Source organism: Demequina sp. NBRC 110054, from assembly GCF_002090115.1.
GTDB lineage: Bacteria > Actinomycetota > Actinomycetes > Actinomycetales > Demequinaceae > Demequina.
Window position 1 is genome coordinate 1,309,246 of the sequence record NZ_BBRK01000004.1, and the last position, 21,462, is coordinate 1,330,707.

The 21,462-nt window shown below is 67.0% G+C and carries 18 protein-coding genes; 10 read left to right on the forward strand and 8 right to left on the reverse strand.

What is annotated here, in order from left to right:
- Positions 1-165: 165 nt before the first annotated feature.
- Positions 166-1,959, reverse strand: a complete 1,794-nt coding sequence (locus B7K23_RS06015) for a DUF389 domain-containing protein (RefSeq protein WP_084125453.1) — start codon at positions 1,957-1,959, stop codon at positions 166-168.
- Positions 1,960-2,114: 155 nt separating this feature from the next.
- On the opposite strand from B7K23_RS06015, the gene B7K23_RS06020 reads away from it, so the two are divergent.
- On the forward strand, positions 2,115-2,930 hold the full coding sequence (locus B7K23_RS06020; protein WP_084125454.1) for a L,D-transpeptidase: 816 nt from the start codon (positions 2,115-2,117) through the stop codon (positions 2,928-2,930).
- Positions 2,931-3,156: 226 nt separating this feature from the next.
- On the opposite strand, the gene B7K23_RS06025 is transcribed toward B7K23_RS06020, so the two are convergent.
- Positions 3,157-5,154, reverse strand: coding sequence for a hypothetical protein (locus B7K23_RS06025; protein ID WP_084125455.1), 1,998 nt, complete (start codon positions 5,152-5,154; stop codon positions 3,157-3,159).
- A 200-nt stretch (positions 5,155-5,354) separates the two neighbouring features.
- Between B7K23_RS06025 and B7K23_RS06030 the strand changes: the two genes are divergently transcribed.
- Positions 5,355-6,284, forward strand: a complete 930-nt coding sequence (locus B7K23_RS06030) for a L,D-transpeptidase (RefSeq protein ID WP_143338117.1) — start codon at positions 5,355-5,357, stop codon at positions 6,282-6,284.
- A gap of 68 nt (positions 6,285-6,352) precedes the next feature.
- Here B7K23_RS06030 and B7K23_RS06035 read toward each other — a convergent pair whose 3' ends face one another.
- Positions 6,353-7,117: a hypothetical protein gene (locus tag B7K23_RS06035; protein WP_084125456.1), complete on the reverse strand. Its 765-nt coding sequence runs from the start codon at positions 7,115-7,117 to the stop codon at positions 6,353-6,355.
- Positions 7,118-7,358: 241 nt separating this feature from the next.
- Positions 7,359-7,871, reverse strand: a complete 513-nt coding sequence (locus tag B7K23_RS06040; protein ID WP_084125457.1) for a hypothetical protein — start codon at positions 7,869-7,871, stop codon at positions 7,359-7,361.
- Positions 7,872-8,113: 242 nt separating this feature from the next.
- Between B7K23_RS06040 and B7K23_RS06045 the strand changes: the two genes are divergently transcribed.
- The 4 genes from B7K23_RS06045 to B7K23_RS06055 all read left to right on the forward strand — a co-directional run bounded on the left by B7K23_RS06045 (position 8,114) and on the right by B7K23_RS06055 (position 12,904).
- Entirely contained in the window at positions 8,114-11,092 is a 2,979-nt protein-coding gene (locus tag B7K23_RS06045; RefSeq protein WP_084125458.1) for an FAD-binding and (Fe-S)-binding domain-containing protein, read from the forward strand.
- Positions 11,093-11,396: 304 nt separating this feature from the next.
- Complete coding sequence (locus B7K23_RS16030; RefSeq protein ID WP_255376293.1) at positions 11,397-11,525, forward strand: hypothetical protein; 129 nt, start codon at positions 11,397-11,399, stop codon at positions 11,523-11,525.
- A gap of 271 nt (positions 11,526-11,796) precedes the next feature.
- Positions 11,797-12,342, forward strand: coding sequence for a YdcF family protein (locus tag B7K23_RS06050; RefSeq protein ID WP_143338118.1), 546 nt, complete (start codon positions 11,797-11,799; stop codon positions 12,340-12,342).
- Positions 12,335-12,904 carry a DUF4916 domain-containing protein gene (locus B7K23_RS06055; RefSeq protein WP_084125460.1) on the forward strand — a complete coding sequence of 190 codons (570 nt, stop codon included), beginning with the start codon at positions 12,335-12,337 and terminating at the stop codon, positions 12,902-12,904. The genes B7K23_RS06050 and B7K23_RS06055 overlap by 8 nt, the downstream gene beginning before the upstream one ends.
- Here B7K23_RS06055 and B7K23_RS15695 read toward each other — a convergent pair.
- Entirely contained in the window at positions 12,894-13,430 is a 537-nt protein-coding gene (locus B7K23_RS15695) for a low molecular weight phosphatase family protein (protein WP_159451329.1), read from the reverse strand. The genes B7K23_RS06055 and B7K23_RS15695 overlap by 11 nt on opposite strands.
- A 102-nt stretch (positions 13,431-13,532) precedes the next feature.
- Between B7K23_RS15695 and B7K23_RS06065 the strand changes: the two genes are divergently transcribed.
- The 3 genes from B7K23_RS06065 (at position 13,533) to B7K23_RS16035 (ending at position 16,340) form a co-directional block, all read left to right on the forward strand.
- Entirely contained in the window at positions 13,533-15,248 is a 1,716-nt protein-coding gene (locus B7K23_RS06065) for a DUF4012 domain-containing protein (RefSeq protein ID WP_159451330.1), read from the forward strand.
- 89 nt (positions 15,249-15,337) lie between these two features.
- Positions 15,338-15,973, forward strand: coding sequence for an LPXTG cell wall anchor domain-containing protein (locus B7K23_RS06070; protein ID WP_159451331.1), 636 nt, complete (start codon positions 15,338-15,340; stop codon positions 15,971-15,973).
- 235 nt (positions 15,974-16,208) lie between these two features.
- Positions 16,209-16,340 carry a hypothetical protein gene (locus B7K23_RS16035; RefSeq protein WP_255376294.1) on the forward strand — a complete coding sequence of 44 codons (132 nt, stop codon included), beginning with the start codon at positions 16,209-16,211 and terminating at the stop codon, positions 16,338-16,340.
- A gap of 43 nt (positions 16,341-16,383) precedes the next feature.
- On the opposite strand, the gene B7K23_RS06075 is transcribed toward B7K23_RS16035, so the two are convergent.
- Positions 16,384-17,787 carry a polysaccharide biosynthesis tyrosine autokinase gene (locus B7K23_RS06075; protein WP_084125463.1) on the reverse strand — a complete coding sequence of 468 codons (1,404 nt, stop codon included), beginning with the start codon at positions 17,785-17,787 and terminating at the stop codon, positions 16,384-16,386.
- Positions 17,788-17,911: 124 nt separating this feature from the next.
- Between B7K23_RS06075 and B7K23_RS06080 the strand changes: the two genes are divergently transcribed.
- Complete coding sequence (locus tag B7K23_RS06080; protein ID WP_084125464.1) at positions 17,912-19,375, forward strand: sugar transferase; 1,464 nt, start codon at positions 17,912-17,914, stop codon at positions 19,373-19,375.
- A gap of 30 nt (positions 19,376-19,405) precedes the next feature.
- Here B7K23_RS06080 and B7K23_RS06085 read toward each other — a convergent pair whose 3' ends face one another.
- A complete protein-coding gene (locus B7K23_RS06085; protein WP_200809773.1) occupies positions 19,406-20,386 on the reverse strand; it encodes a GDP-L-fucose synthase in 981 nt (326 codons plus the stop codon).
- Positions 20,383-21,414 (reverse strand): GDP-mannose 4,6-dehydratase, encoded by a 1,032-nt coding sequence (gene gmd, locus B7K23_RS06090; protein WP_084125465.1) that lies wholly within the window; start codon positions 21,412-21,414, stop codon positions 20,383-20,385. Before gmd ends, B7K23_RS06085 begins: the two co-directional genes overlap by 4 nt.
- Between the last annotated feature and the right edge of the window lie 48 nt (positions 21,415-21,462).

Consider the following 21,462-nt stretch of genomic DNA (forward strand, 5'->3'; position numbering starts at 1 on the left):
GCCCCCGCCCATGCACTCCGCACGGATTCGCGGGCGACACGCAAGCGTGTCGCGGGGTGGAGCCGGCGTGTCGCCGGGGTGTCGGGCCGGAATCCGTGCGGAGTGCAGGGAGAGGGACGATGCGGCAGTCGCCCGGGTGGGCGCCGGGGACGATGCCGCGGTCGCCTACTCTTCCAGCTGGCGGACCGACGCGGTCGCCGTCGGCAGCACGGTCACCTCGACGGGGGTGACGCCTACGATCAGGGACAGCTCGGTGCGCCTGAGGCCGACCATGAGGTCCTTCTGGAGCTGCTCGGGATCGGGGACGTCGTCCGAGCCGACCAGCAGCACCGTGACCTCGCCGCCGTCGATCGTGATCGACTGGATCAGCAGGTCGGAGTCCTCGCCGATCCAGTCGGTGACGATCTTCTCCGCGTCCTTCGACTGCGCGGTCGCCGACAGCGCGCCCTCCGAGGTGAAGGCGAGAGGCACGAGGACGACGGCCGCGAGGGCGACGTAGGGTGCGACCGTCGCGGCGACGCCCCACGGGTTGCGTTTGAGGATCTTGTGTCTCGCGAATCCCGTGAGCACGAAGACGAGCGCGGCGGAGATCGTGATCGCGACGAAGTTCGTGAGGAACAGCAGGAACGCGCCGCCCGCGTCGACGGGGCGGTTGTTGGCCAGGGAGATGCCGACCACCGCGAGCGGCGGGACGAGCGCGACGGCGATCGCGACGCCCGCGATGCCCGAGGCCACGCGCGAGTTGACGGTCGCGAACGCGCCAGCGGCGCCCGCGGCGATCGCGATGAGCATGTCGAGCGCGGTCGGATCGACGCGCGAGATGATCTGCGAGTTGGTGTCGAAGCGGACCGCGACCGGGGCCCACGACGCGAGGCCGTACGACAGCAGGATGGACCCGCCGACCCCCATGGCGACCAGCAGCACCGAGTTGCCCGCGCGGTGCGACCAGCCGTTGACGAGCGCGCCGGCGAGACCGAGGATCGGCACCATGAGCGGGGCGACGAGCATCGCGCCGATGACGACTGCGGTCGAGTCGGCGAGCACCGCGTAGGTCGCGATCGCGACCGAGAGGAACAGCATCACCCACCACGCGCCGAGCTTGGACAGCCGATCGTCGCCCTCGAAGTAGAGGGTCTCGCTCAGCTCCGCGCGCTGTCCCTTGCCTATGTCCGAGGTGCGGATCCAGTCCCACAGCACCTCGGCGATCGTGGTCGAGTAGGGGTCGATCGTGGTGCGCTCGGGGTGCTCCGAGTACCTGAGCCCCCACACGATCAGGAGTGCGCCGAGGACCAGGACGCCGACCGCGATGAACACGAGCAGACCCTCGATCGTCGCCTGCGGCTGCTGGATCGCGAGCACCGCGAGTGCGGCCGCGACGATGGCCGAGGCGATCCGCAGCGGGCGGTAGGCGACCGTGGCGCGCGGGTTGACCGAGTGGACGATGTCGAGCACCGAGCGCAGGAGGATGTACAGCCCCGCGATGTACACGGTGAGCGAGACGCCGGGGTACTCCGGGAAGGGGATCTCCTCGAGCTCGGGGGCGTTCTTGAGATAGAGGATCAGTCCGACGAGCGCGAGGAAGGTGAGCGTGAGCAGCGCGCGGATCATCACGTACGCGCGGTTGCGGTGCTTGCCCCAGCGGCGGCGCCCCGTGAAGACGTAGATCACGTCGAGGATCGCCGAGCCGAACAGCGTGACCCCGAGGACCACCTGGAGGGCGGTGAGTGCGAAGTCGTGCAGCAGCAGGACCGTCGCGCCGCCGAACGCGGCGCCGATGCCGCGCATCGCGACGGGGTTGAGCAGCCCGACGAGCGTGTGCCTGACTGTCGCCGTGACGGTGGGCGCTCCGGAGGAGAGCGTCGGGATCGCGCCGGTCTCGGGGGTCGGATCGGGAGAGATGTCGGGCGCGACGTCGCCCGCGCTGGATGCCCCCGCATCGTCCTCGCGCTCACGCGCCATGGTCCGCTCCTCCCCGGCGGGGCCCGCGCGCAGACGACCCCGAAGGGACGCCCGCGCAGGGCCGCTCCCCTCATCCTAGATCCGTGCTCCGTTCCTGGTACACGCTTCGAAGCGCGCATACAATCCAGAGGTAGATACACGTGCGAGGAGCAACCATGCGGACGTCCACTCTTGCCAGGCGATTGCTCGCGCTCGCGGCCGTCGTGGCCCTCGCCGGCTGCTACACGGCGCCGTCGCAGGAAGCGATCAGCGCGTCGCACTCGTCGTTCCTGTCCTCCCAGGCCGCGTCCGAGGCTGCCTCGGCGGCCGGCATCGTCACCTACTCGCTGTCGCAGGAGGACGAGGACAACAACGTCAGCTACATCGTCACCGCGCAGGAGCAGACGATCGACGTGTACGGCGAGGCGGGTGGCGAGGTCAGGCAGACCATCGACGCGGAGGAGGTCCTCACCGTCCCCGACGCGACCCCGCTCGCCTTCCTTGTGAAGACGCGGGCGACGGACTGGTACGAGGTCTACCTGCCGGTGCGGCCCAACGGGACAACCGGCTGGGTGCGGGCCGAGGACGTGAAGGTCGCCACGACGACGTTCTGGATCGAGGTGTCCGTCGCGGACTTCGAGCTCAGCGTGTGGAACGGCACCGAGGAGGTGTTCACGACCGAGATCGGCGTGGGCCGCGACGACCGGCCGACCCCGGGCGGCGTCTACTACATTCGCGAGCTGCTCGCGGTGCCCGATGCGACGGGCGTCTACGGGCCGTATGCGTATGGGCTCTCGGGCTTCCAGCCGGTCCTCGACGACTTCAACGGCGGCGAGGCGATCATCGGCATCCACGGCACGAACGAGCCGGACAAGCTCGGATCGTTCGTCTCGAGCGGCTGCATCCGGATGAGCAACGACGCGATCACCGAGATCGTCGAGGAGATCGGCCTGCCGCTCGGCACCCCGGTCTACATCGACGAGGAGGAGTAGGGCGCCAGGCCCCGGACATGCGAAGCCGGCACCGACCCGCAAATTCTGGGCGGGCGGATCGGCGCCGGCTTCGGGGGGTTCGTCTCGCGGCCCCTCCCGCTGGCGAGTGCATGGGGGCGTGTCCAGCGGGGTCCGGTGATGGGGCTTGTCGCGGACGGCCTCCCCGGAAGTGACGGCCGGGCCGAGAGGGCTCTCGGCCCGACCGTCCTCTAGTGCTTCAGTGGTGTCATCCCGTGTAGGTCGGGGTGGCGGTGACCGCCGTGGCGGCCGTGGCAGACAGGACCTTGGTTGTCGTGGTCACTGGCTCCGTCGTCTTGGTCTCGCCTCCGGCGAGCTCTCCACCTTCCGGCTCGACGCAGGTGTCCTGCGTGCCGGTGGCGAGGGTCTCCGTCTGGCCTTGGTAGGTGCCCTCGACCGTCCAGTCGTAACCGGTGGTCGGAAGGCCCTCAGAGACACTCCACATGTACGACTCCAACCCGGTGTCGTCGTCGAGCGTGAAGTGCATGTCGTCGCCGATGTACACGTCGAACGTGACCGTGTCCTCGGGGACGGTGGCGTATTCGGCGTCCAGGCTGAAGCCGGCCTCGCACGAGGTCTCGATCGTCAGCGTCGGCGTCGTGAGCGGCGTGGTGCCGAGGCACACTCCCGTGTACTCGGTGCCTGTCCACTCCCAGGTGCCCTCGCCGAGCGCGTAGCCCTCGGTCGCGGTGCCTGTGAGCGTCCACATGCCGGTCGGCTCGTCGAAGACCTTGGAGTACATGACGCCGTCGATGACGTCGCCATCCATGACCTCCATCGGCTCGTCGTCGACCATCATCAGGAACAGGTCGTTCGTGAGCACACCCTCGGGGTTGCACTTCGGCAGATACAGCACCTCAGGCGCCTCGACGATGCAGTCGGTGAAGTCCTCCATGTGGGTGAAGGTCAGCATGAACACCGGGAACGGCCCGTCCGGGTAGAACGCGTAGCCGTACGGTGCGTAGGCGGTGACCGTCCACTCCATGTCGTCGGAGTCGTAGGTCAGCCGGTACCAGACGCCGTCGATCGGGGTGAGGACCCCGGGCTCGAGCGGTGTTCCGTCGATCGCTGCCGTCGTGTTCGCCTCGGCGCCGCACGTGTCGGTCCACGTGGGCTCCGTCGCGACGACGGGGCAGTGCCAGCGAGCCTCGAAGAATCCGGTGACCTCTGTCTGATCCCTGTCATCCTCGAAGTAGTAGCCGTAGGCCGGCGTGGCCGTCACGAACCACTTCTGGATCTGGTGGTTGAACGTCAGCTTGTACCAGACGTGGTTGATGAGCACCGGGTCGCCGAGGTACAGCGTCTGGTCGCCCACCTTGATGATGTCGTTCGCTGCGCCGATCCCGCAGACCTTGGTCCTCGTGGGGGTCACCGGTTCGATCGGGCACGGGAACTTCTCCTCGTGGAACACCTTCGACTTCACGGGGTGCTTGAACGTGTAGCCGTCCTCGGGCGAGAAGCTCACCTTCCACTTGCCGTCGTCCATCGTCAGCGTGTACCAGACGTGGTCGATCAGCATCGGCACGTCGGCCTCGAGCATCTGTCCGTCCACCTTGAACATGTCGTTGTAGGCGTCGACGCCACACATCTTGACCTGCGTGACCTCGGCGGGCATCACGTACATCGGGCATCTCTCACCCGAGTCCGTGTACGAGCCGACCATCATGGCCGTGGACTGGTCCTGGAAGATGTATCCCTCCATGGCGTATGCCCAGACCTCGACCTTGTCTCCCATCTTCTTGGTCTCATAGGTGACGCCCTTGGCCGGGAAGGTCTTCACCTCGACGTTGTTCACCACCTCGGGCGGGTTGCACTCGTCGGTGAACTTCGGATCCTTCGGGTAGGCGATCTTGAGCTCGGGCGTGGGGTCGACCGGCTTGCAGCCGTTCCTCCACATCGCCTGGTTCTCGGTCGTCCAGTTCAGTCCTGCATAGATCTGCTCGCCGCCCTGCATGATGGGCGGGATGATGTCCGTCCCGTGGTCCTCGTGGCCGGCGGTGAATTTCACGACGCCTCCCACGGAGCTCCAGTCCACCCAGTTCTCGGTGTACGGGTTGCTCTCGGACTTGGTTCGGTGACAGATCTGCACCTTGTGCTCGGACTGGATCACCACGGGGGTCGGCTCGGGCGTCTTGCCCTCACCCTCGTCGTCGCCTGCGTAGGCGGCTCCACCCCATGCGATCGTGGATATGGCGGCAACCGTCATCGCCGCCGCGATTTTCCTCCAGTGCTTCATCGCACTCACTCACCTCAGCAGAGGTCCGGGCGACCCCTCTGTCCCCCTGGATGGCCTCTTCGTTCACAGTAGGCCCGTTCGTGTGAGATCTGCAATATATGCTTGCAATCTTGCCTCGTTGTTGATATATGGCGAAGAGTTGACCTGGCGTCAGGGGGGTGACCGGGGGCATGGGCGAGTCATCCGAGCGCAGGCTCCCGTGGCGCTACGTCGCGCCGCTCGTGGTCGGCGTCGTCCTGCTGGCCGTCCTGGGGATGATGATCGCGGTGCTGTGGGGCGTCGCTGGGATCGGCTCCTCGGGTGGGGACGATGCGTCAGGAACGGACGATGCGACCGTCGCCTCTTCCTCCCAGGACGATGCGGCGGACGTGGTCCCGTCGGTGGTCGCGACCGCGGGCGCCGACCTTGCGGACGATGCCGCCGTCGGGCTCGAGGTGGACACCCACGTCAGCACGGTCGCGGTCGCGCATGGCGAGGACATCGACGTCTACGACGAGCCCGACGGCGAGGTCGCGCTCGAGCTCAGGTCAAAGGACGTGCTCACGGTGCCGGGCCAGACGCCGCTCGTGATGCTGGTCAGCGACGTCGAGCCGGCCGAAAGCGGAGAGGCTGCCGCCGGGGGAGACGATGCGGCCGCCTGGTACGAGGTCTACCTCCCCGTGAGGCCCAACGGATCGACGGGCTGGGTGCGCGCCGACGACGTCGATATCCAGCTGACCGAGTACTGGATCTCGGTGGACCTGTCGGCGTTCACGCTCACGGTCTACGAGGGCACGGAGGCGGTGCTCGCGACGGAGATCGGCGTGGGGCGCGACGACCGCCCGACCCCCGGCGGCGTCTACTACGTCAAGGAGCTGCTCCGGGTGCCGGACCCGACGGGGCCGTACGGGCCGTACGCGTACGGGCTGTCGGGCTTCCAATCCACGCTCGAGACCTTCAACGGCGGCGACGCGGTGATCGGCATCCACGGGACCAACGACGAGACGTCGTTCGGCAGGGTCGTGTCGAGCGGCTGCCTGCGGCTTCCCAATGCGGCGATCACGGAGATGGCCGAGGAGATCGGGCTGCCGCTCGGCACGCCCGTCTACATAGAGGAGTGATCCCGAACGCGCGAACGGCCGGCGTCCCTCGCGGGGCGCCGGCCGTTCGGACGGGGTGAAGCGGTGCGTCAGCCCGTGTAGCTGGGGTTGGCGACCACCGCGACCGCGGCCGTGCCGGACTCCTCGACCACGTCGGCGACCGGGGTCGCGCTCGCGGACGCGGAGGGGGACGGCGTGGCGGTCTCGTCCTCCGAGAGCACCTCGCCCTCGGTGGTGGACGTGGTGGTCGTGGTCGGGTCCGGCTCGGCGCTCGTGGTCGTCGGGTCGGGCTCGGCGGACGTGGTCGTCGGGTCGGGCTCCGACGCAGGCGTCGTCTCCTCGGCCGGCGGGGTGGTGGTCTCCGCAGGCGTGGTCTCCTCCGCGGGAGGGGTCGTCGTCTCGTCGTCCGTGGGCGACTCGGACTCCTCGGGCGTCGAACCGCCCTGGACCGTGAGGCACACGGGGCTCTGGCCGCCCTCGCCGTAGTGCTCGTTGTACTGCGAGAGTTGCACCCAGCTCACGCACGCGGTCGAGCTGAGCCCGAAGACGCTCCACGGGATGTAGCTCTTCCCGATGTACTGCGCGATCTCGTGCTTGAGGCCGGCGCACTCGGCGTCGTCCTTCTCGATGCACTTCGACTCGAAGTGGATGCCGAAGTCGCCCTCGGTCGTCTTGATGTTGATGTGGCCGTTGTCCGAGAACGTCTCCCCGGACGGCAGCGTGATGCCAGCCGCGCTGACGGTGTAAGGCGTCGGGCTGTCGGAGCCGCCGGCGAGAGCCGGGATCGCGAAGCCTGCGACGGCGAGTGCCGCGGCTCCTACGACAGCCGCGATTCGTTCGTACCAGTTGATCATTATTGAGTTACCCCCAGCGCAGGGCGGCCACGGGGATGGACCGTCTTCCTGCATTCAGTGCCAGGCAAGGTTAAGCCTGTGGTGTGGGATTTGTCACACGAATCTTGACATCAGTTCTGAGATCGTGAACGAAAACCGCTTCGATGTCCGAATTGCGAAGTTACCAGGCGAGATGTGCGGTGCCTGGTGCGCGACAGCGCGCGGTGACGGCGGACCCGAAGGTCGGCTAGGGTGGGACGACTCAGCCGGTGTACGACGGCTCGGCGTCGGCGGCCGTGGCGGCGGTCGCGGTCTCGGTGGCAGCCTCGTCACCCGTGGCGAGGACCTCGCCCGTGGGGTCGGTGCCGACGACGGCGTCCGAGCCGACGCAGCGCGAGTCGGTCGTGTCGGTGTAGATCGCGCCGTCGTAGAGCGACAGGTTCACCCACGTGATGCAGAAGTCGCCGGAGATGCCGAGCGCCGACCATGGGACGAAGCTCTCGCCGATGTACTGCGCGAGCTCGTGGGTCTCGCCCGCGCACGAGCCGGAGTCGGAGTCGATGCAGTCGGCATCGAACGTGTAGCCGTAGGTGCCCTGCGAACCGGAGACGGCGATCGTGCCGCCGTCGAGGAACGTGTCGCCCGCGGGCAGGGTGATGCCGGAGTCGTCGATCGTGACGCCCGAGCCATCGGCCGCAAGAGCGGGAACCGCGAGAGCTCCCGCGATCATCGCCGCCGCGGTGACCGCTGTGGCGGTGAGTCCTGCCCACTTCATGTCGTGCCCCTCAGACTGCTTGTGGGGTGCTGCGACGATTCGCGGCCCCCGGATTGTCGCCCCCTCAAGGTACGCGACACGGTGTGACGTACGCAACATCCTCAACCTTGGTTGCGGCCTGATCGTGACCTCCTGTGACCGTATGTCCGAATGGTCCCCCGGACCGGTCGCGGAGGCGCCACGGACACACCATTCGCGCCGGGCCTTTCTCCCTGGTCCTGAGGCTCGCACCCGGTGCAAGAATGGCGAACGTGACCGCTACGACGCCCGCCGCAGACCTGACCGATTCGGACGATGGCGCCCGCGCGCTCGTCTCTGAGCTGCGCATGGCAGGCGTGGACCACATCGAGACGGGCACGCGCCGCCGCGCCGAGTACTCGACCGACGCGTCCAACTACCGCGTGGTGCCGCAGCTGGTCGCCTTCCCGCGCGACGTGGACGAGCTCCTCGCGATCCACTCCGTCTCGCGCACCACGCAGACGCCGCTGACGATGCGCGGCGCGGGCACGTCGGTCGCGGGCAACTCGATCGGCACCGGGATCGTGGTCGACACGAGCCGCTACCTCAACCAGATCCTGGACGTCGACGTCGAGGCCCGCACCGCGCGCGTCCAGCCGGGCGTCATCATGGGCGACCTGCAGCGCGTCATCGCGCCGCACGGGCTGCGGTTCGGCCCCGACCCGTCGACGTGGACCCGCTGCACGCTCGGCGGCATGATCGGCAACAACGCGTGCGGCCCCCACGCGCTCGCGTTCGGCCGCACCGCGGACAACGTCCTCTCGCTCGACGTGATCGACGGCGTCGGCCGCAGGTTCAACGCCCGCGCCAAGGCGGACGATGCGGGAGCCGCCGGGGCGGTCGGCCGCGCCGGGGGGCCGGAGGCGGTGCCCGGGCTCAAGGAGCTCGTGGACGCGAACCTCGCGCTCATCCGCACCGAGTTCGGCCGCTTCACGCGCCAGGTCTCGGGCTACTCGCTCGAGCACCTGCTGCCCGAGAACGGCGGCGACCTGGGCCGCTTCCTGGTCGGCACCGAGGGCACCCTCGGCACCGCGCTCGAGGCCAAGCTGCGCCTGGTCGAGGTGCCGACCTTCCGCCTCACGGGCGTCTTCGCGTACGACGACATGCCCGCCGCCGCAGACGCCGTGGTGCCGCTGCTGCCGCTCGGCGCGCAGGCCATCGAGGGCCTCGACGCGCGCCTCGTCGCGCGCGTGCGCGCGGCCAAGGGCGACTCCGGGGTGCCGGAGCTTCCGGTCGGCGCGGGTTGGTTGCTGGTCGAGGTCGGCGCGGTTACCGAGGACGATGCGGAGGCCCAGATGGCCGCGGTCGTCGCCGCGTCCGGGACCTCCTCGTATCGCGTCGTGCGCGACGGGGCCGAGTCGGCGAAGCTGTGGGCCATCCGCGCCGACGGCGCCGGGCTCGCGGGCCGCACCGCGGGCAACGTCGAGGCGTGGCCCGGCTGGGAGGACGCCGCGGTGCCGCCGGAGCGTCTCGGCGCGTACCTGCGCGACTTCGACGCGCTCATGGACCGCCATGGCGTCGAGGGTCAGCCCTTCGGCCACTTCGGAGACGGCTGCATCCACGTGCGCCTCGCGATCCCGATGCAGGAGGACGGCCGACCCCTGAGGGCCTTCATGGAGGACTCCGCCAAGCTGGTCGCGGAGCACGGCGGGTCGCTCAGCGGCGAGCACGGCGACGGCCGCGCGCGCTCGGAGCTGCTCGGCACCATGTACTCGCAGGCGGCCGTCCAACTGTTCGGACAGGTCAAGGCGCTCTTCGACCCGAACAATCTGCTGAACCCGGGGATCATCGTGGACCCGGCACCGCTCGACGCGGACCTGCGCCGCCCCGCCGCACCCAAGACCGTGCCGTCCAAGGGCGGGCTCGCGTTCGAGCACGACCACGGCGACCTCACCGAGGCGGTCCACCGCTGCACGGGCGTCGGCAAGTGCCGCGCGGACCTGCCCGGGACCGGCACGGGCTTCATGTGCCCGTCCTACGCCGCCACGAAGGATGAGAAGGACGTGACGCGCGGCCGCGCCCGCGTGCTGCAGGATGCGATCAACGGCTCACTCATCGGCGGTCTCACCGCGCCCGAGGTGCGACAGAGCCTCGACGCGTGCCTGTCCTGCAAGGCGTGCTCGTCGGACTGCCCGAGCGGCATCGACATGGCCGCCTACAAGTCCGAGGTGCTCCACCGCAGCTATCAGGGCAAGCTCCGCCCGATGCCGCACTATTCCATCGGCTGGCTGCCCAGGTGGATGAACATCATCGGCTGGGTGCCGTGGCTGGTCAATGGCGTCATGGCCGTCGGTCCGCTCCGGCGACTCATTTTGCCGATCGCCGGTCTCGACAAGCGGCGCAGCCTGCCGAAGTTCGCGGCCAAGCCCTTCCGTCGTACCCAGGTCGCGAAGTCGCATCGTCCGGATGAGAACTCGGCCAAGGCATCGTCCCTGGGAACCGACCGCCGGGTGGTGCTGTGGGCCGACTCGTTCACGGACGGCCTGGACCCGGAGATCCCCACCGCCATCGTGGAGGTGCTGGAGTCGGCGGGCTTCGAGGTGATCGTGTCGGCGGGCGACGCGTGCTGCGGCGTCACGTGGATCTCGACGGGGCAGCTGGACGGGGCGCGCAAGCACCTGGAGCATCTCCTCTCAGTGCTGGGGCCGTATGCGGTGAACGGCATCCCGATCATCGGGGTCGAGCCGTCGTGCACGGCGGTGCTGCGGGGCGACATCACGGAGATCCTGCCGGACGACCCGCGCGCGCGGTCGGTCGCGCTGGGCACGTACACGCTCGCGGAGGTCCTCACGGGCCGGGCGCCCGTGAAGCCGGACCCGGAGTGGCAGGTGCCGAGCCTCGAGGGCGTGGACGTGGTGGTGCAGCCGCACTGCCACCAGTACTCGGTCATGGGCTACACGGCGGACCGCGACATCCTGGCGCGGGCGGGCGCGAACGTCACGGAGGCGTCGGGCTGCTGCGGGCTGGCGGGCAACTGGGGCTATGAGAACGGCCACTACGACCTGTCCGTCGACATTGCGCACACGTCGCTGGTGCCGGCGCTCGAGAAGGCGGGCCTGAGCAAGGACGGCCAACTGGTCGAGGGCGCGGACGCGGTGTACATGGCGGACGGCGTGAGCTGCCGCACGCAGGCGGAGCAGGTGGCGGGCGTGGACGGCCTGCACCTGGCGGAGATCCTCACGCGGGCGGTGCGGGGGAAGTAGCGGCGGCGCCGCGCTCCTCGCGGCCGCGGCTGGCGACTCGGGCAAAACGGGCATCGTCCCTGGGAAAGAGGTCCCGAAAGAGTGCATCGGAGCGCCGATTTGCGTGCGGAGATTGTGATTCGCGCCACGCGCGGCTGTTCTTCGAGGCGGCCAGCCGATATAGTGAACACAGCGTCCCGCTACTGACAACGTCGCCACAGCAACGGTCAGAGCGGGACTTTTGCATTGTCCCAACGTGGGGCCACCGGGAGACCGGACTCCACGTCCTCCTCCCGGTTCTCACACAACCGCAAGGAGAAACACCATGTTCGAGTCCATCACCGCCGCGTTCATCGGTCGCAGCAAGTCCGCCGACTACAGCCACCTGCCGGCATCGGTCCGCGACGAGGTCATCGACGCCATGAGCGCGACCTCCGTGTACGACATCCGCTGATCATGCTCAGCGACTCGCGCCTCGGCTCGTGCCGCGGCTTCGACCTCGCGGGATCGGTCCAGCTGATCCCGGGCGGCGCCCGCCAGGGCTGCACCGCCGGCTCGAGGAACTCCATCCGCTGACACCGGTCATCGTGTCCACCGGCCGCCGCGCGCGGTGAGGCCGGTGATGCGCAAGCCCCGTCGAGGGAATCTCGGCGGGGCTTTCTGCTGTCTGGGGCTGGTTGTTGGCGCTCATCAGCCGGAAACCTGCCCCCGCTACCCTTGCGCGCATGAAGGGGTGGGGGATGTGGTTCTTGGTCGCGCTCGGGCTCGTGGCGGCGGTGGTCCTCGCGGGCCTGCCGTTCCTGGTGTTCCCGGCGCACGACGAGCCGGCGAAGGCGGACGTGGCCCTGGTGCTGGGCCCGCCGACCGATACGCGCATGGAGCTCGCGCAGTCGATGGTCGACGAGGGTCTGACCGAGCACGTGCTCGTGTCGCTGGATCCCGAGGAGTCGGAGATGTACCCGCTTGCTGGAGAGATCTGCGCCTCGGGTGACGACACCTACGTGTGCGCCAAGCCTGATCCGTTCACCACGCGGGGCGAGGCGATCTTCCTCCAGGAGGAGGCGACGAAGAACGGCTGGACGAATGCGGCGGTGATCACCTTCACTCCGCACATCTCCCGCTCGCGCATGATCATGAAGAACTGCTTCGACGGCGAGGTGTCGATGCTGGACTCGGGGGAGAGCGTCAGCCTCCCGTTCTGGGCCTATCAGTACGCCTATCAGTCGGCTGCGACGGTGAAGGCGCTCATTCAGGGACGATGCGATGGTTGAGAACCCCGGTCTCATTAGCCAGGACGATGCGCCCGCGGGCTACATGGACGCCGAGACCTGGGAGCTGGTTCAGAATCTCGTCCCGATCCCGTGCGCGGACGTCGTTCTCACCCGACTCGACGAAGAAGGCCGCCGACAGGTCGGCCTGATCCTGCGCACGGATTCCCCGTGGGGGGCGGTGTGGTGCCAGATCGGTGGGCGCCAAAGACTTGGAGAGTCCCTCCGAGAGGCGGCCGAGCGACACCTCCGCGAGTCGGTGACCGGCCCGGGGGGCCGAGCGCTGGCGGCGGACGACTACGACCTCCCTGAGCAGCCTGCCGCGTTGTTCGAGTTCTTCAAGGAGCCGCGACCGGGCCATGGGATCGATCCCCGCAAGCAGGCGACCTCGGGGGTCTACGTCGTCGAGGCCTGCGAAGCCGGGTTCGAGGCAACCGGCGGCGAGGCCACGGAGTTCCGATGGTTCGATGCCGAGCAATTGCCAGCCGACGACGACCTTTGGCGTGGCACGCGCGAACTGGTCGGCCGCGCGCTCGCGAACCTCATCGAGCGGGCTACCCCTTGACCCACGCCGCGATGTCGCGGCACGCGGCCACGATCATCGCGGCCGCCTCGTCGTAGACGTCCTGCGAGAGCTTGTAGGGGTCGGGCACCTCGGCAATGTCCTGACCCGCGAGGATCGGCCGGTGAGCCTGCACGGCTGCTGCAATGTGGGTGATCCGCTCGCCGGGGGAGCCTCCGGCAAGAGGAACGCCCGCACGCGCGGTCATCGCGATCTCCTCGAGCAGAAAGGTGCGCTTGAGCGCCAGGGGGTTCTCGGAGACGATGCGTCGCCGGTGCTCCACGGTCATGGCGATGATCAGATCCGACTCCTGCACGATCGCGGGCGTCAACTGACGCCCGGCGTGACCCTCGCCCGAGAACCCGGCGGGCATCGCGAGCGACATCTCCATCGGCATCTTCCCGCCGACGACGGCCATGACTCCGGCGCTGCTCACCGTCGCCAGGTCCCCTAGGTACTCTTGGAGCGCGATGGCCGCGGCGGGCGAACGGCAGATGTTGCCGGTGCAGACGGTCAGGATCGAAATCACGGCTGGTACCCCCGGGCTTGAACTCGGGGACAGTGTAGAGGGGCACCGATGGGTCAACCACCAGTTCACGCGGCGAGTCACAGGCGCCGGTGGGGTTGGGTCGTGGCGGTACTCGTCGTCATTGCAGCGGTGATCGGCTGGGGCGCCTGGCTCGCCTGGGATGCCTACCAGGCCCAGGGCGAGGCAGACGCGCTGCAGTCCTCCGCCGCGCGAGCCCAGGAGGCGGTGAGCGCGCGCGACGTCGACACGCTCCGTGGCGAGGTCGAGACGCTCTCCGAGGCGGCGAACTCGTTCTACGACCATACGCATGGGATCCACTGGACCCTCGCGACCTACATCCCGTGGGTCAAGGACCAGGTCCGTCCGCTGCAGGCGGCGGGTGTCGCGGTGAAGGCGCTCGCGGACGACGCCCTCGCGCCGCTGTCCGAGCTCGAGGACCTTGATGCGCTCGCGAATCCTGAGTTCGTCGATGGCCGCATCGACCCGTATTTCATGGAGCCCTACCGGCCCACGCTCGAGCAGGTGCAGGCGGTCCTGGTGGAGCAGGCCGACGCGCTCGCCGAGGTCGACACCTCCAACTCGGTCGTCTTGGTGTCAGACGCGTTCGATCAGCTCACCGGGCAGCTGTCCGAGCTCGCGACGATGGTCGACGACGCGACGACGCTCGCGCAACTCCTGCCGGGCATGCTCGGCGGCGAGGAGCCGCGTACGTACGCCGTGATGATCCAGAACAACGCGGAGCCGCGCGCCTCGGGTGGTATTCCTGGCGCGGTCATCATGGTGACCATCGACGATGGTCAGCCGCTGATCGGCGAGTACTTCTCGGCGGGCGAGCTCAACGCGTACGGACCTGCCACAGGTGCCACGGACGAGGAGCTCGAGGTCTTCGGCGACCAGCTCGTGAACTTCTCGCAGACCGTCAACGCGACGCCGCAGTTCCCGCGCGCCGCGATCTTCATGAGCCAGTACATCGAGGGCGCGACCGGCGAAGCGCCCGACGGTGTGATCAGCCTCGACCCGGTCGCCCTCGGTTACATGATGGGCGACGCCGAGTCGCAGACGATCATGGGAATCGACGTCAGCGGCGAGAACCTCGCCGAGGTCATGCTCAACCAGGTGTACTTCGAATTCGAGGACCCGAACAAGCAGGATGAGTTCTTCGCTGCGGCTGCGAGCGCGCTGTTCGGCGAGGTCCTGGGCGGAGGCTCGTCAGCAGTGGACGGCCTCGAGCGGGCACTCGACGAGAACCGCTTCTCCGTCTGGAGCGCGACCGAGTCCGAGCAGGCGATCCTGGAGTCCACGCCCGCGGGCGGCGATCAGCTCCGGGACGACGTCTGGGCGGGCGCCTTCCTCAATGACGGAGCCGCGAGCAAGATCGGCTACTACGTCGACATGGAGGTAGTGCCGAGCGTGGGCTACTGCGCGTCGGATGGTCGAGTCGGGAGCGCAGAGCTCGACGTGACGCTCACGCACACCTACGACGGAGACGTGGCCAGCCTCCCAGACTACGTCGCGTCATCCGGTGTCGCAATCGGAAGGGGCGAGTTCATTGGCGGCCTTTACATTCTCGTTCCCGACGGATATCGAATTCTGAGCGTCGCGGCTAATGGCGAACCGATCGGCTACACGGATTCTGAGCTGGCTGGGCGGCGTCTCGTGGAGCTCCAGGCGAGGCTCGCACCGGGCGAATCGACCCAGGTAACGGTGTCCCTGGAGCCCGAATCGTCCTACTTTGGGATAGGCGAAGTGGTCGCGACCCCGGGATCGAAACCAGTTCTTAACGTTAGCGACGTCGACACATTCGAGTCACCCTGCTAATCTCGCCTACGGAGACAGGTGTGCTGTTAATCACAGTGCACATGAAGAAGCGCCGTTCGGTTCGGCGCACTGCTGGGGGGAAACACCTGATGCGTAAGATCCTTGCTTCCGCTGCCGCGACTGCAGCGATTGTCCTCGGATCCGCCGGCATGGCCGCTGCGGACGAGTTCGACTACACGGGTAGCTACACCGAGGGCACCTACGGCGTGATCGCGCCTCAGGGCCAGAACTACACGGTGCCGGTCAACACGGTGCTCCCGTTCACGTTCAAGAACGTGCCCGCCGGTACGTACACGTTCACTGTGACGAACCCGGACAGCACCCTGTACGGCAAGAAGTTCACCGTCACGGTGGATGCCGACGGCACCTTCTCAACCGACGTCACCGCGCCGTCGACGCCCATCCTGGGCCTCAAGGTCAGCGTGACCTTCGACGACGCCGCGACCGAAGAGGTCGAGTCCACGGTGCTGTTCAGCGGCACGATCGACGTGACCGACTCGGGCACTGGCGCCGCGGGCGACGAGACCGACGGTGACGGCGACGGCACGGACGCCGAGGAGGCCTCGAACGAGACCTCGGGCGAGCTTGCCGCTGGCGACACCGCCTCGGACGAGGAGCTCGCGAGCACAGGCGCCGGCAACATGGGCCTCGTGGCAGGCGCCGCCGGCCTGCTGGTCGCCGGCGCGGGCGCCGTGGTCGTCGCGGCCCGCCGCCGCCAGAACTAAGCGGAGTCTCCACCTCTCAAGCGCTGAAGCTCCTGCTGCTCATGCGAGTAGCAGGAGCTTCGTCATTCCCAGGTCGTGTTACGTCTCAGTGAAATCTACTCTCAAGGTCTACCGCGCTGTGCTCAAGCTGTGACAAACTACACACGATCTAGCGCACAGGGGTAGTGCGCGCGAGGCGTCGCAGGGGTGAATGTCAGCGCTTCAGGGGGATCGAGCGTCACAGGGGGAGACACCGATGGCTACGTACACGTCGCAGTCCTACAAGCCGTGGTACCGCCGCGTCTACGGCGGCATGCCGGTGTGGGGCGCATTCCTGTCGGGGCTCGCGCTGCTAGGGATGCTCGCGTACGCCGTTACGTACGGCTGACAGCAACACTTCACAGGCGCAGGCCGCTTGAGGGCCTCCGGAATCAGCGCTTGCGGTGCTTGGCGGTCTTCTTCTCTCGGGCGTCGTCCTCGGCGTACTGGTAGCCGTATCGGCCATAGCCATAGGAGTCGGGCCCGCTCGTGGGCAGCATCGTGAGGACGATGCCGGAGCGGGGGGCGCCGACGACCTCGAGGGCGTCTAGAGAGGCGTCGAGTTGGTTGGAACGTGTGCGGCCTGCAGCGACGATCAATAGGCTGCCTCCGACCAGACGCGAGAGCACTGCCGCATCAGTCACGGGCAGCAGCGGGGGAGCGTCAAACAGCACGACGTCGTACTGGTGCGTCATCTGGCCGATGAGCTGCTCCATGGCAGACGAACCGAGCAGCTCGGAGGGATTGGGCGGCACCTGGCCCGACGCGACCACGTAGAGGCTGCCTGAACCCCAGCGCTGAGTCACATCGTTGAGAGATGCGCGACCAATGATCGCGTCGGTGAGTCCGACGCCGCCCTCGATCGAGAGGTACTCATTGACCTTCGGCTTGCGTAGGTCGGCGTCCACGAGCAGAACCTTGGCGCCGGACTCGGCCAGGGCGATCGCGAGGTTCGACGCGGTGGTGGACTTTCCCTCGGTCGGCATGGAACTCGTAACCACGAACGCCTTGGTCGAGCGGCCGGCCTCAAGGAACTGCAGGTTGGTGCGGAGAGTCCTGAAGGACTCGGAGCGGGGGCTCCGTGGATCGGCATGGACGACGAGTGGGCGCTGCTTCGCCTTGGGGTCGAAGACGATGCCGCCGAGGATCGGCACGTCGGTGAGGAGCTCGACGTCGCGCTCGTTGTGCACGCGGGTGTCGAGCGCAGCGCGGAGCAGTGCGAAGCCCACACCGAGGGCAAGACCGAGCAGCGCGCCGAGCGCGAGGTTCAGCTTGAGGTTGGGCGAGGAGGGATACGCAGGAGTCTCGGCCTCCTGCACCACAGAGAGGCTTACCGTGGAGCCATCCCCGCCGTCCGTCGTCTCGAGCGCCTCCACGACAACGCCAAGTTGCGTGGCGACCTCGGTCGCCAACGCGGTGGCGAACGCGGGATCCTCGTCGGTGGCGGTGATGTCGATGACGGACTTACGGGTGGATGCCGTGGCGGACACCTCGTCGCGCAGATCCTGTGCGGTCGTATCGGTGAGGCCGAGTGCGTCGATGGTGGGATCGAGCACGGACTGTGTGGTGGCAAGGTCCGCGTAGGTCGCGACGCGCGCCAGTGTGAACGAGCTGCCCTGCTGGAGTTCGGAAACCGACGAGGCCCCGGACGTTGAAACGAACACCTTGGCGCTTGCGGCGTACGTGGGAGGTGTGACTGCCGTGACTGTGAACGCCGCTGCTATAGCCAAGACGAAGGTGACAGCTATGAGAATCCAGTTCTTGTGCAGAATGCGAATGTAGTCCTGCAGTTCCACGGTGTGCGGTTTCCCCTCGATTGTCCAACCTGTCTCAATAGCTCACCTCGACAGATGCCCGTTGCATTCTCTCATGCGCACGAGACGTTGCGTCACTGCCATTCCCGATTGATACACTCCGGCTATGAATTCCCGGAGATGGGGGGCTCCGGCCAGCCGAATGCGCGGTGCCGCCGGTTGGGCCGTACAGCTTCAGGCTGCGCTTGCGATTTCTGACGCCTTCGTGGTCATCATGGTGATGGTGATCGCTCAGTACATGCGCTTCAACGTTGATCTAGGTGCTCAGGTGCAGGGCCCGAACTCACCGCCGTACATCTGGCTCTCCGTCGCGATCGGCGCGCTGTGGTGGCTGCTGCTCGGGGCCTTTCGCACGCGCGAGACCCGGATTATGGGCCATGGTCCCCAGGAATTCCAGAGGGTCACTCGCGCGTCACTTGATGCCTTTGTTGTCGTCGCTGTTGTCGGTTTTCTTACCCAGTGGCAGATTTCCCGGGCGTACTTGCTTATTGCGTTGCCCGTGGGCCTTGCTGCTATTTTGACCTATCGACTTGCGTGGCGTCTCTGGGTACATGCAGAACGCTCTCGGGGGAGGCTTCTCACGAACGTTCTTGTGATCGGGCCCGCCTCGCTCGCCGTAGACCTCTCTGAGCGACTCGAGCGCGCGAGGCTGGCCGGCTACGAGGTCGCTGCTGTCGCCCGAATCGAGGGAACGCGTCTCGCGAATGACTCGGGTCTGGGCCTGCCCGTGGTGGACGAGGACACGGACCTCGTGGCGCTCGCGCGCAACGTAGGTGCCGAGTACATCGTGCTCGCGGGTTCCGACGCGCGTTCGAACGAATATGCGCGTCGACTCGGCTGGCAGATCGAGGGAACCGAGATCGGACTCATCGTCGCGCCGGCCCTTGCCGAGGTGGCGGGTCCTCGTGTGCTCATGACTCCGGTTGAGGGTCTGCCTCTCATGCACGTGGACTCGCCACAGTTCACCGGAGCAAAGTACTACGCGAAGAAGGTCTTTGACCGCATTACAACTGTCCTGCTCCTTCTGATTGCGACGATTCCGATGCTCGTCGTGGCGGCGCTCGTGAAGCTCACGTCGCGCGGCCCTGTGCTGTTCAAGCAGGAGCGCATCGGCATAGGCATGAAACCGTTCGCGATGTACAAGTTCCGGTCCATGTATGTCGACGCTGAAGATCGGCTCAAGGAGATTGAGCACGAGAACGAGGGCAATGGCGTTCACTTCAAGATGAAGAACGACCCGCGGGTCACGCCTGTGGGACGTGTGCTGCGAAGGTTCTCGCTCGACGAGCTCCCCCAGCTCTTCAATGTGATGAAAGGTGAAATGTCGTTGGTGGGCCCACGCCCGCCGCTTCAGCGCGAGGTCGAGGCCTGGGGCGACGATGTGGAGCGCCGCCAACTCGTCCTTCCCGGGCTCACGGGTCTGTGGCAGGTCTCCGGCCGCTCGGACCTCACCTGGGACGAGGCTGTTCGTTTGGACCTGTTTTACGCAGAGAACTGGTCTCTGTCGGGCGACCTGCTGATCATGCTTCGCACGTTCGTGGCCGTATTTGGAAAGAGCGGGGCGTATTGACGCCCCGCTCTTCCGTGTAGTTCTGCTGAGTCAGCCGCGCAACTGCTCCACGTTGTCCTGGTACCACTCGTACGTGCGGCGCAGGCCGTCCTCGAGGGAGATTTGCGCGGTCCAGCCCGCCTCAGCGAGCTGGGTGACGTCCAACAGCTTCTGCGGGGTGCCGTCGGGCTTTGAAGTGTCCCAGTCAGTGGTTCCTTCGAAGCCGGTGACCTTGGCGATGGTCTCCGCGATTTCTCTGATAGTGACGTCGGACCCGGTGCCGACATTGACCTGCGCGGGGCCGTCGTAGTGCTCCAGCAGGTGCAGGCAGGCATCGGCCATGTCGTCACTGTGGAGGAACTCGCGCCGCGGGGTTCCGGTGCCCCAGTTCGTCACTGAGTCAGCAGCTGTCTTCGCGGCCTCGTCGTAGCGGCGGATCAGCGCGGGCAGCACGTGGCTGCCCTGAGCCGAGAAGTTGTCGTTGGGGCCGTACAAGTTCGTCGGCATCGCTGAGATCCACGGCAGCCCGTACTGACGACGCGCTGCTTGAATATGCAGAATGCCAGCGATCTTCGCGATCGCATACGCATCATTCGTGGGCTCCAGGTATCCGGTCAGCATCGAGTCTTCACGGATGGGCTGCTCCGCGAATTTCGGGTAGATGCAACTCGAACCGAGAAAGAGCAGTCGTTCGACACCGTGTTCTATCGCGGCGTCGATCACGTTGGTCTGGATCTGTACGTTGTCCGACAGGAAGTCCACCGGATAGGTGGAATTGGCCATGATCCCGCCGACCTTCGCCGCTGCCAAAACCACATAGCGGGGCTTGGTTTGCGCGAAGAACCCGAACACCTTGTCACGGTCCTTGAGGTCCAATTCTGCAGAGGTGCGTCCGATCAGGTTCGTGAAACCACCGGCCTCGAGTCGGCGCCAAATCGCGCTGCCGACCAGGCCGCGGTGGCCCGCGACGTAGAACGTTGCGTCACGTTCCAGCGGTCCGGGTGAGAACTCCACGCCGTCGGACGAGGTCACTTGGTTGCCCAGGACTCGAGCGCGACTGTATCGATCCACGGGCGGCCCTCGTGATTGATAGCCTCCACATCCGCATCGACCATGAGGCGAGCGAGCGCGCGGCCGTCGACAGTGGCCTTCCATCCGAGCTTCTCTTCGGCCTTCGAAGCGTCACCGATGAGGGCGTCGACCTCCGTGGGACGCAGGTAGCGCTCGTCGAACTTGACATGCTCCTGCCACACCAGTCCGAGGTGAGAGAAGGTCTCTTCGAGGAACTCCCGCACCGTGATGCCGACGCCGGTGGCCAGAACGAAGTCGTCGGGCTCGTCGGCCTGCAACATGCGCCACATGCCTTCGACATACTCGGCGGCATACCCCCAGTCTCGGATCGAGTCGAGGTTTCCCAGCCACAGGTCGTCCTGAAGGCCGGCTGCGATGCGAGCCGCGGCGCGGGTGATCTTGCGCGTGACGAACGTCTCTCCACGACGCGGAGACTCGTGGTTGAACAGGATCCCGTTGACGGCGAACATGTCGTACGCCTCGCGGTAGTTCTTGGTCACCCAGTACGAGTACACCTTCGCGGCGCCATACGGGGAGCGCGGATAGAACGGCGTCTCCTCGTCCTGCGGCGGCGGGGTCGCACCGAACATTTCGGAGGAGGAAGCCTGGTAGAAGCGAGTATTGATTCCCGCGAGGCGAACCGCCTCTAGCATGCGCATCGAACCGACTCCGGTGGTGTCGCCGGTGTGCTCGGGCTCGTCGAAGCTCACGCGAACATGCGACTGAGCGGCAAGGTTGTAGACCTCGTCGGGCTTGATGTCAGCAAGGAGTGTGGTGAGGCGCGCACCGTCGGAGAGGTCTCCGTAGTGGAGAAAGAGCTTCGCATCCGGGTTGTGCGGGTCGACGTACAGGTGGTCGATTCGGCTCGTGTTGAAAGTGCTGGCTCGTCGAATAAGGCCATGAACCTCGTAGCCCTTGGCGAGGAGCAACTCGGCGAGGTAGCTGCCGTCTTGCCCGGTAATGCCAGTGATGAATGCCTTTTTCGTCATGTCCACCTTTCGCACGCCCCCTCATGGTGCGCATACACGTCGCGGGCC

Bases quoted from the DNA above. Each gene is read 5' to 3' on its own strand.
- B7K23_RS06015 (WP_084125453.1), bottom strand. From the start codon at position 1,959: ATGGCGCGTGAGCGCGAGGACGATGCGGGGGCATCCAGCGCGGGCGAC.
- B7K23_RS06020 (WP_084125454.1), top strand. From the start codon at position 2,115: ATGCGGACGTCCACTCTTGCCAGGCGATTGCTCGCGCTCGCGGCCGTC.
- B7K23_RS06025 (WP_084125455.1), bottom strand. From the start codon at position 5,154: ATGACGGTTGCCGCCATATCCACGATCGCATGGGGTGGAGCCGCCTAC.
- B7K23_RS06030 (WP_143338117.1), top strand. From the start codon at position 5,355: ATGGGCGAGTCATCCGAGCGCAGGCTCCCGTGGCGCTACGTCGCGCCG.
- B7K23_RS06035 (WP_084125456.1), bottom strand. From the start codon at position 7,117: ATGATCAACTGGTACGAACGAATCGCGGCTGTCGTAGGAGCCGCGGCA.
- B7K23_RS06040 (WP_084125457.1), bottom strand. From the start codon at position 7,871: ATGAAGTGGGCAGGACTCACCGCCACAGCGGTCACCGCGGCGGCGATG.
- B7K23_RS06045 (WP_084125458.1), top strand. From the start codon at position 8,114: ATGGCGAACGTGACCGCTACGACGCCCGCCGCAGACCTGACCGATTCG.
- B7K23_RS16030 (WP_255376293.1), top strand. From the start codon at position 11,397: ATGTTCGAGTCCATCACCGCCGCGTTCATCGGTCGCAGCAAGTCCGCC.
- B7K23_RS06050 (WP_143338118.1), top strand. From the start codon at position 11,797: ATGAAGGGGTGGGGGATGTGGTTCTTGGTCGCGCTCGGGCTCGTGGCG.
- B7K23_RS06055 (WP_084125460.1), top strand. From the start codon at position 12,335: ATGGTTGAGAACCCCGGTCTCATTAGCCAGGACGATGCGCCCGCGGGC.
- B7K23_RS06070 (WP_159451331.1), top strand. From the start codon at position 15,338: ATGCGTAAGATCCTTGCTTCCGCTGCCGCGACTGCAGCGATTGTCCTC.
- B7K23_RS16035 (WP_255376294.1), top strand. From the start codon at position 16,209: ATGGCTACGTACACGTCGCAGTCCTACAAGCCGTGGTACCGCCGCGTC.
- B7K23_RS06080 (WP_084125464.1), top strand. From the start codon at position 17,912: ATGAATTCCCGGAGATGGGGGGCTCCGGCCAGCCGAATGCGCGGTGCC.
- gmd (WP_084125465.1), bottom strand. From the start codon at position 21,414: ATGACGAAAAAGGCATTCATCACTGGCATTACCGGGCAAGACGGCAGC.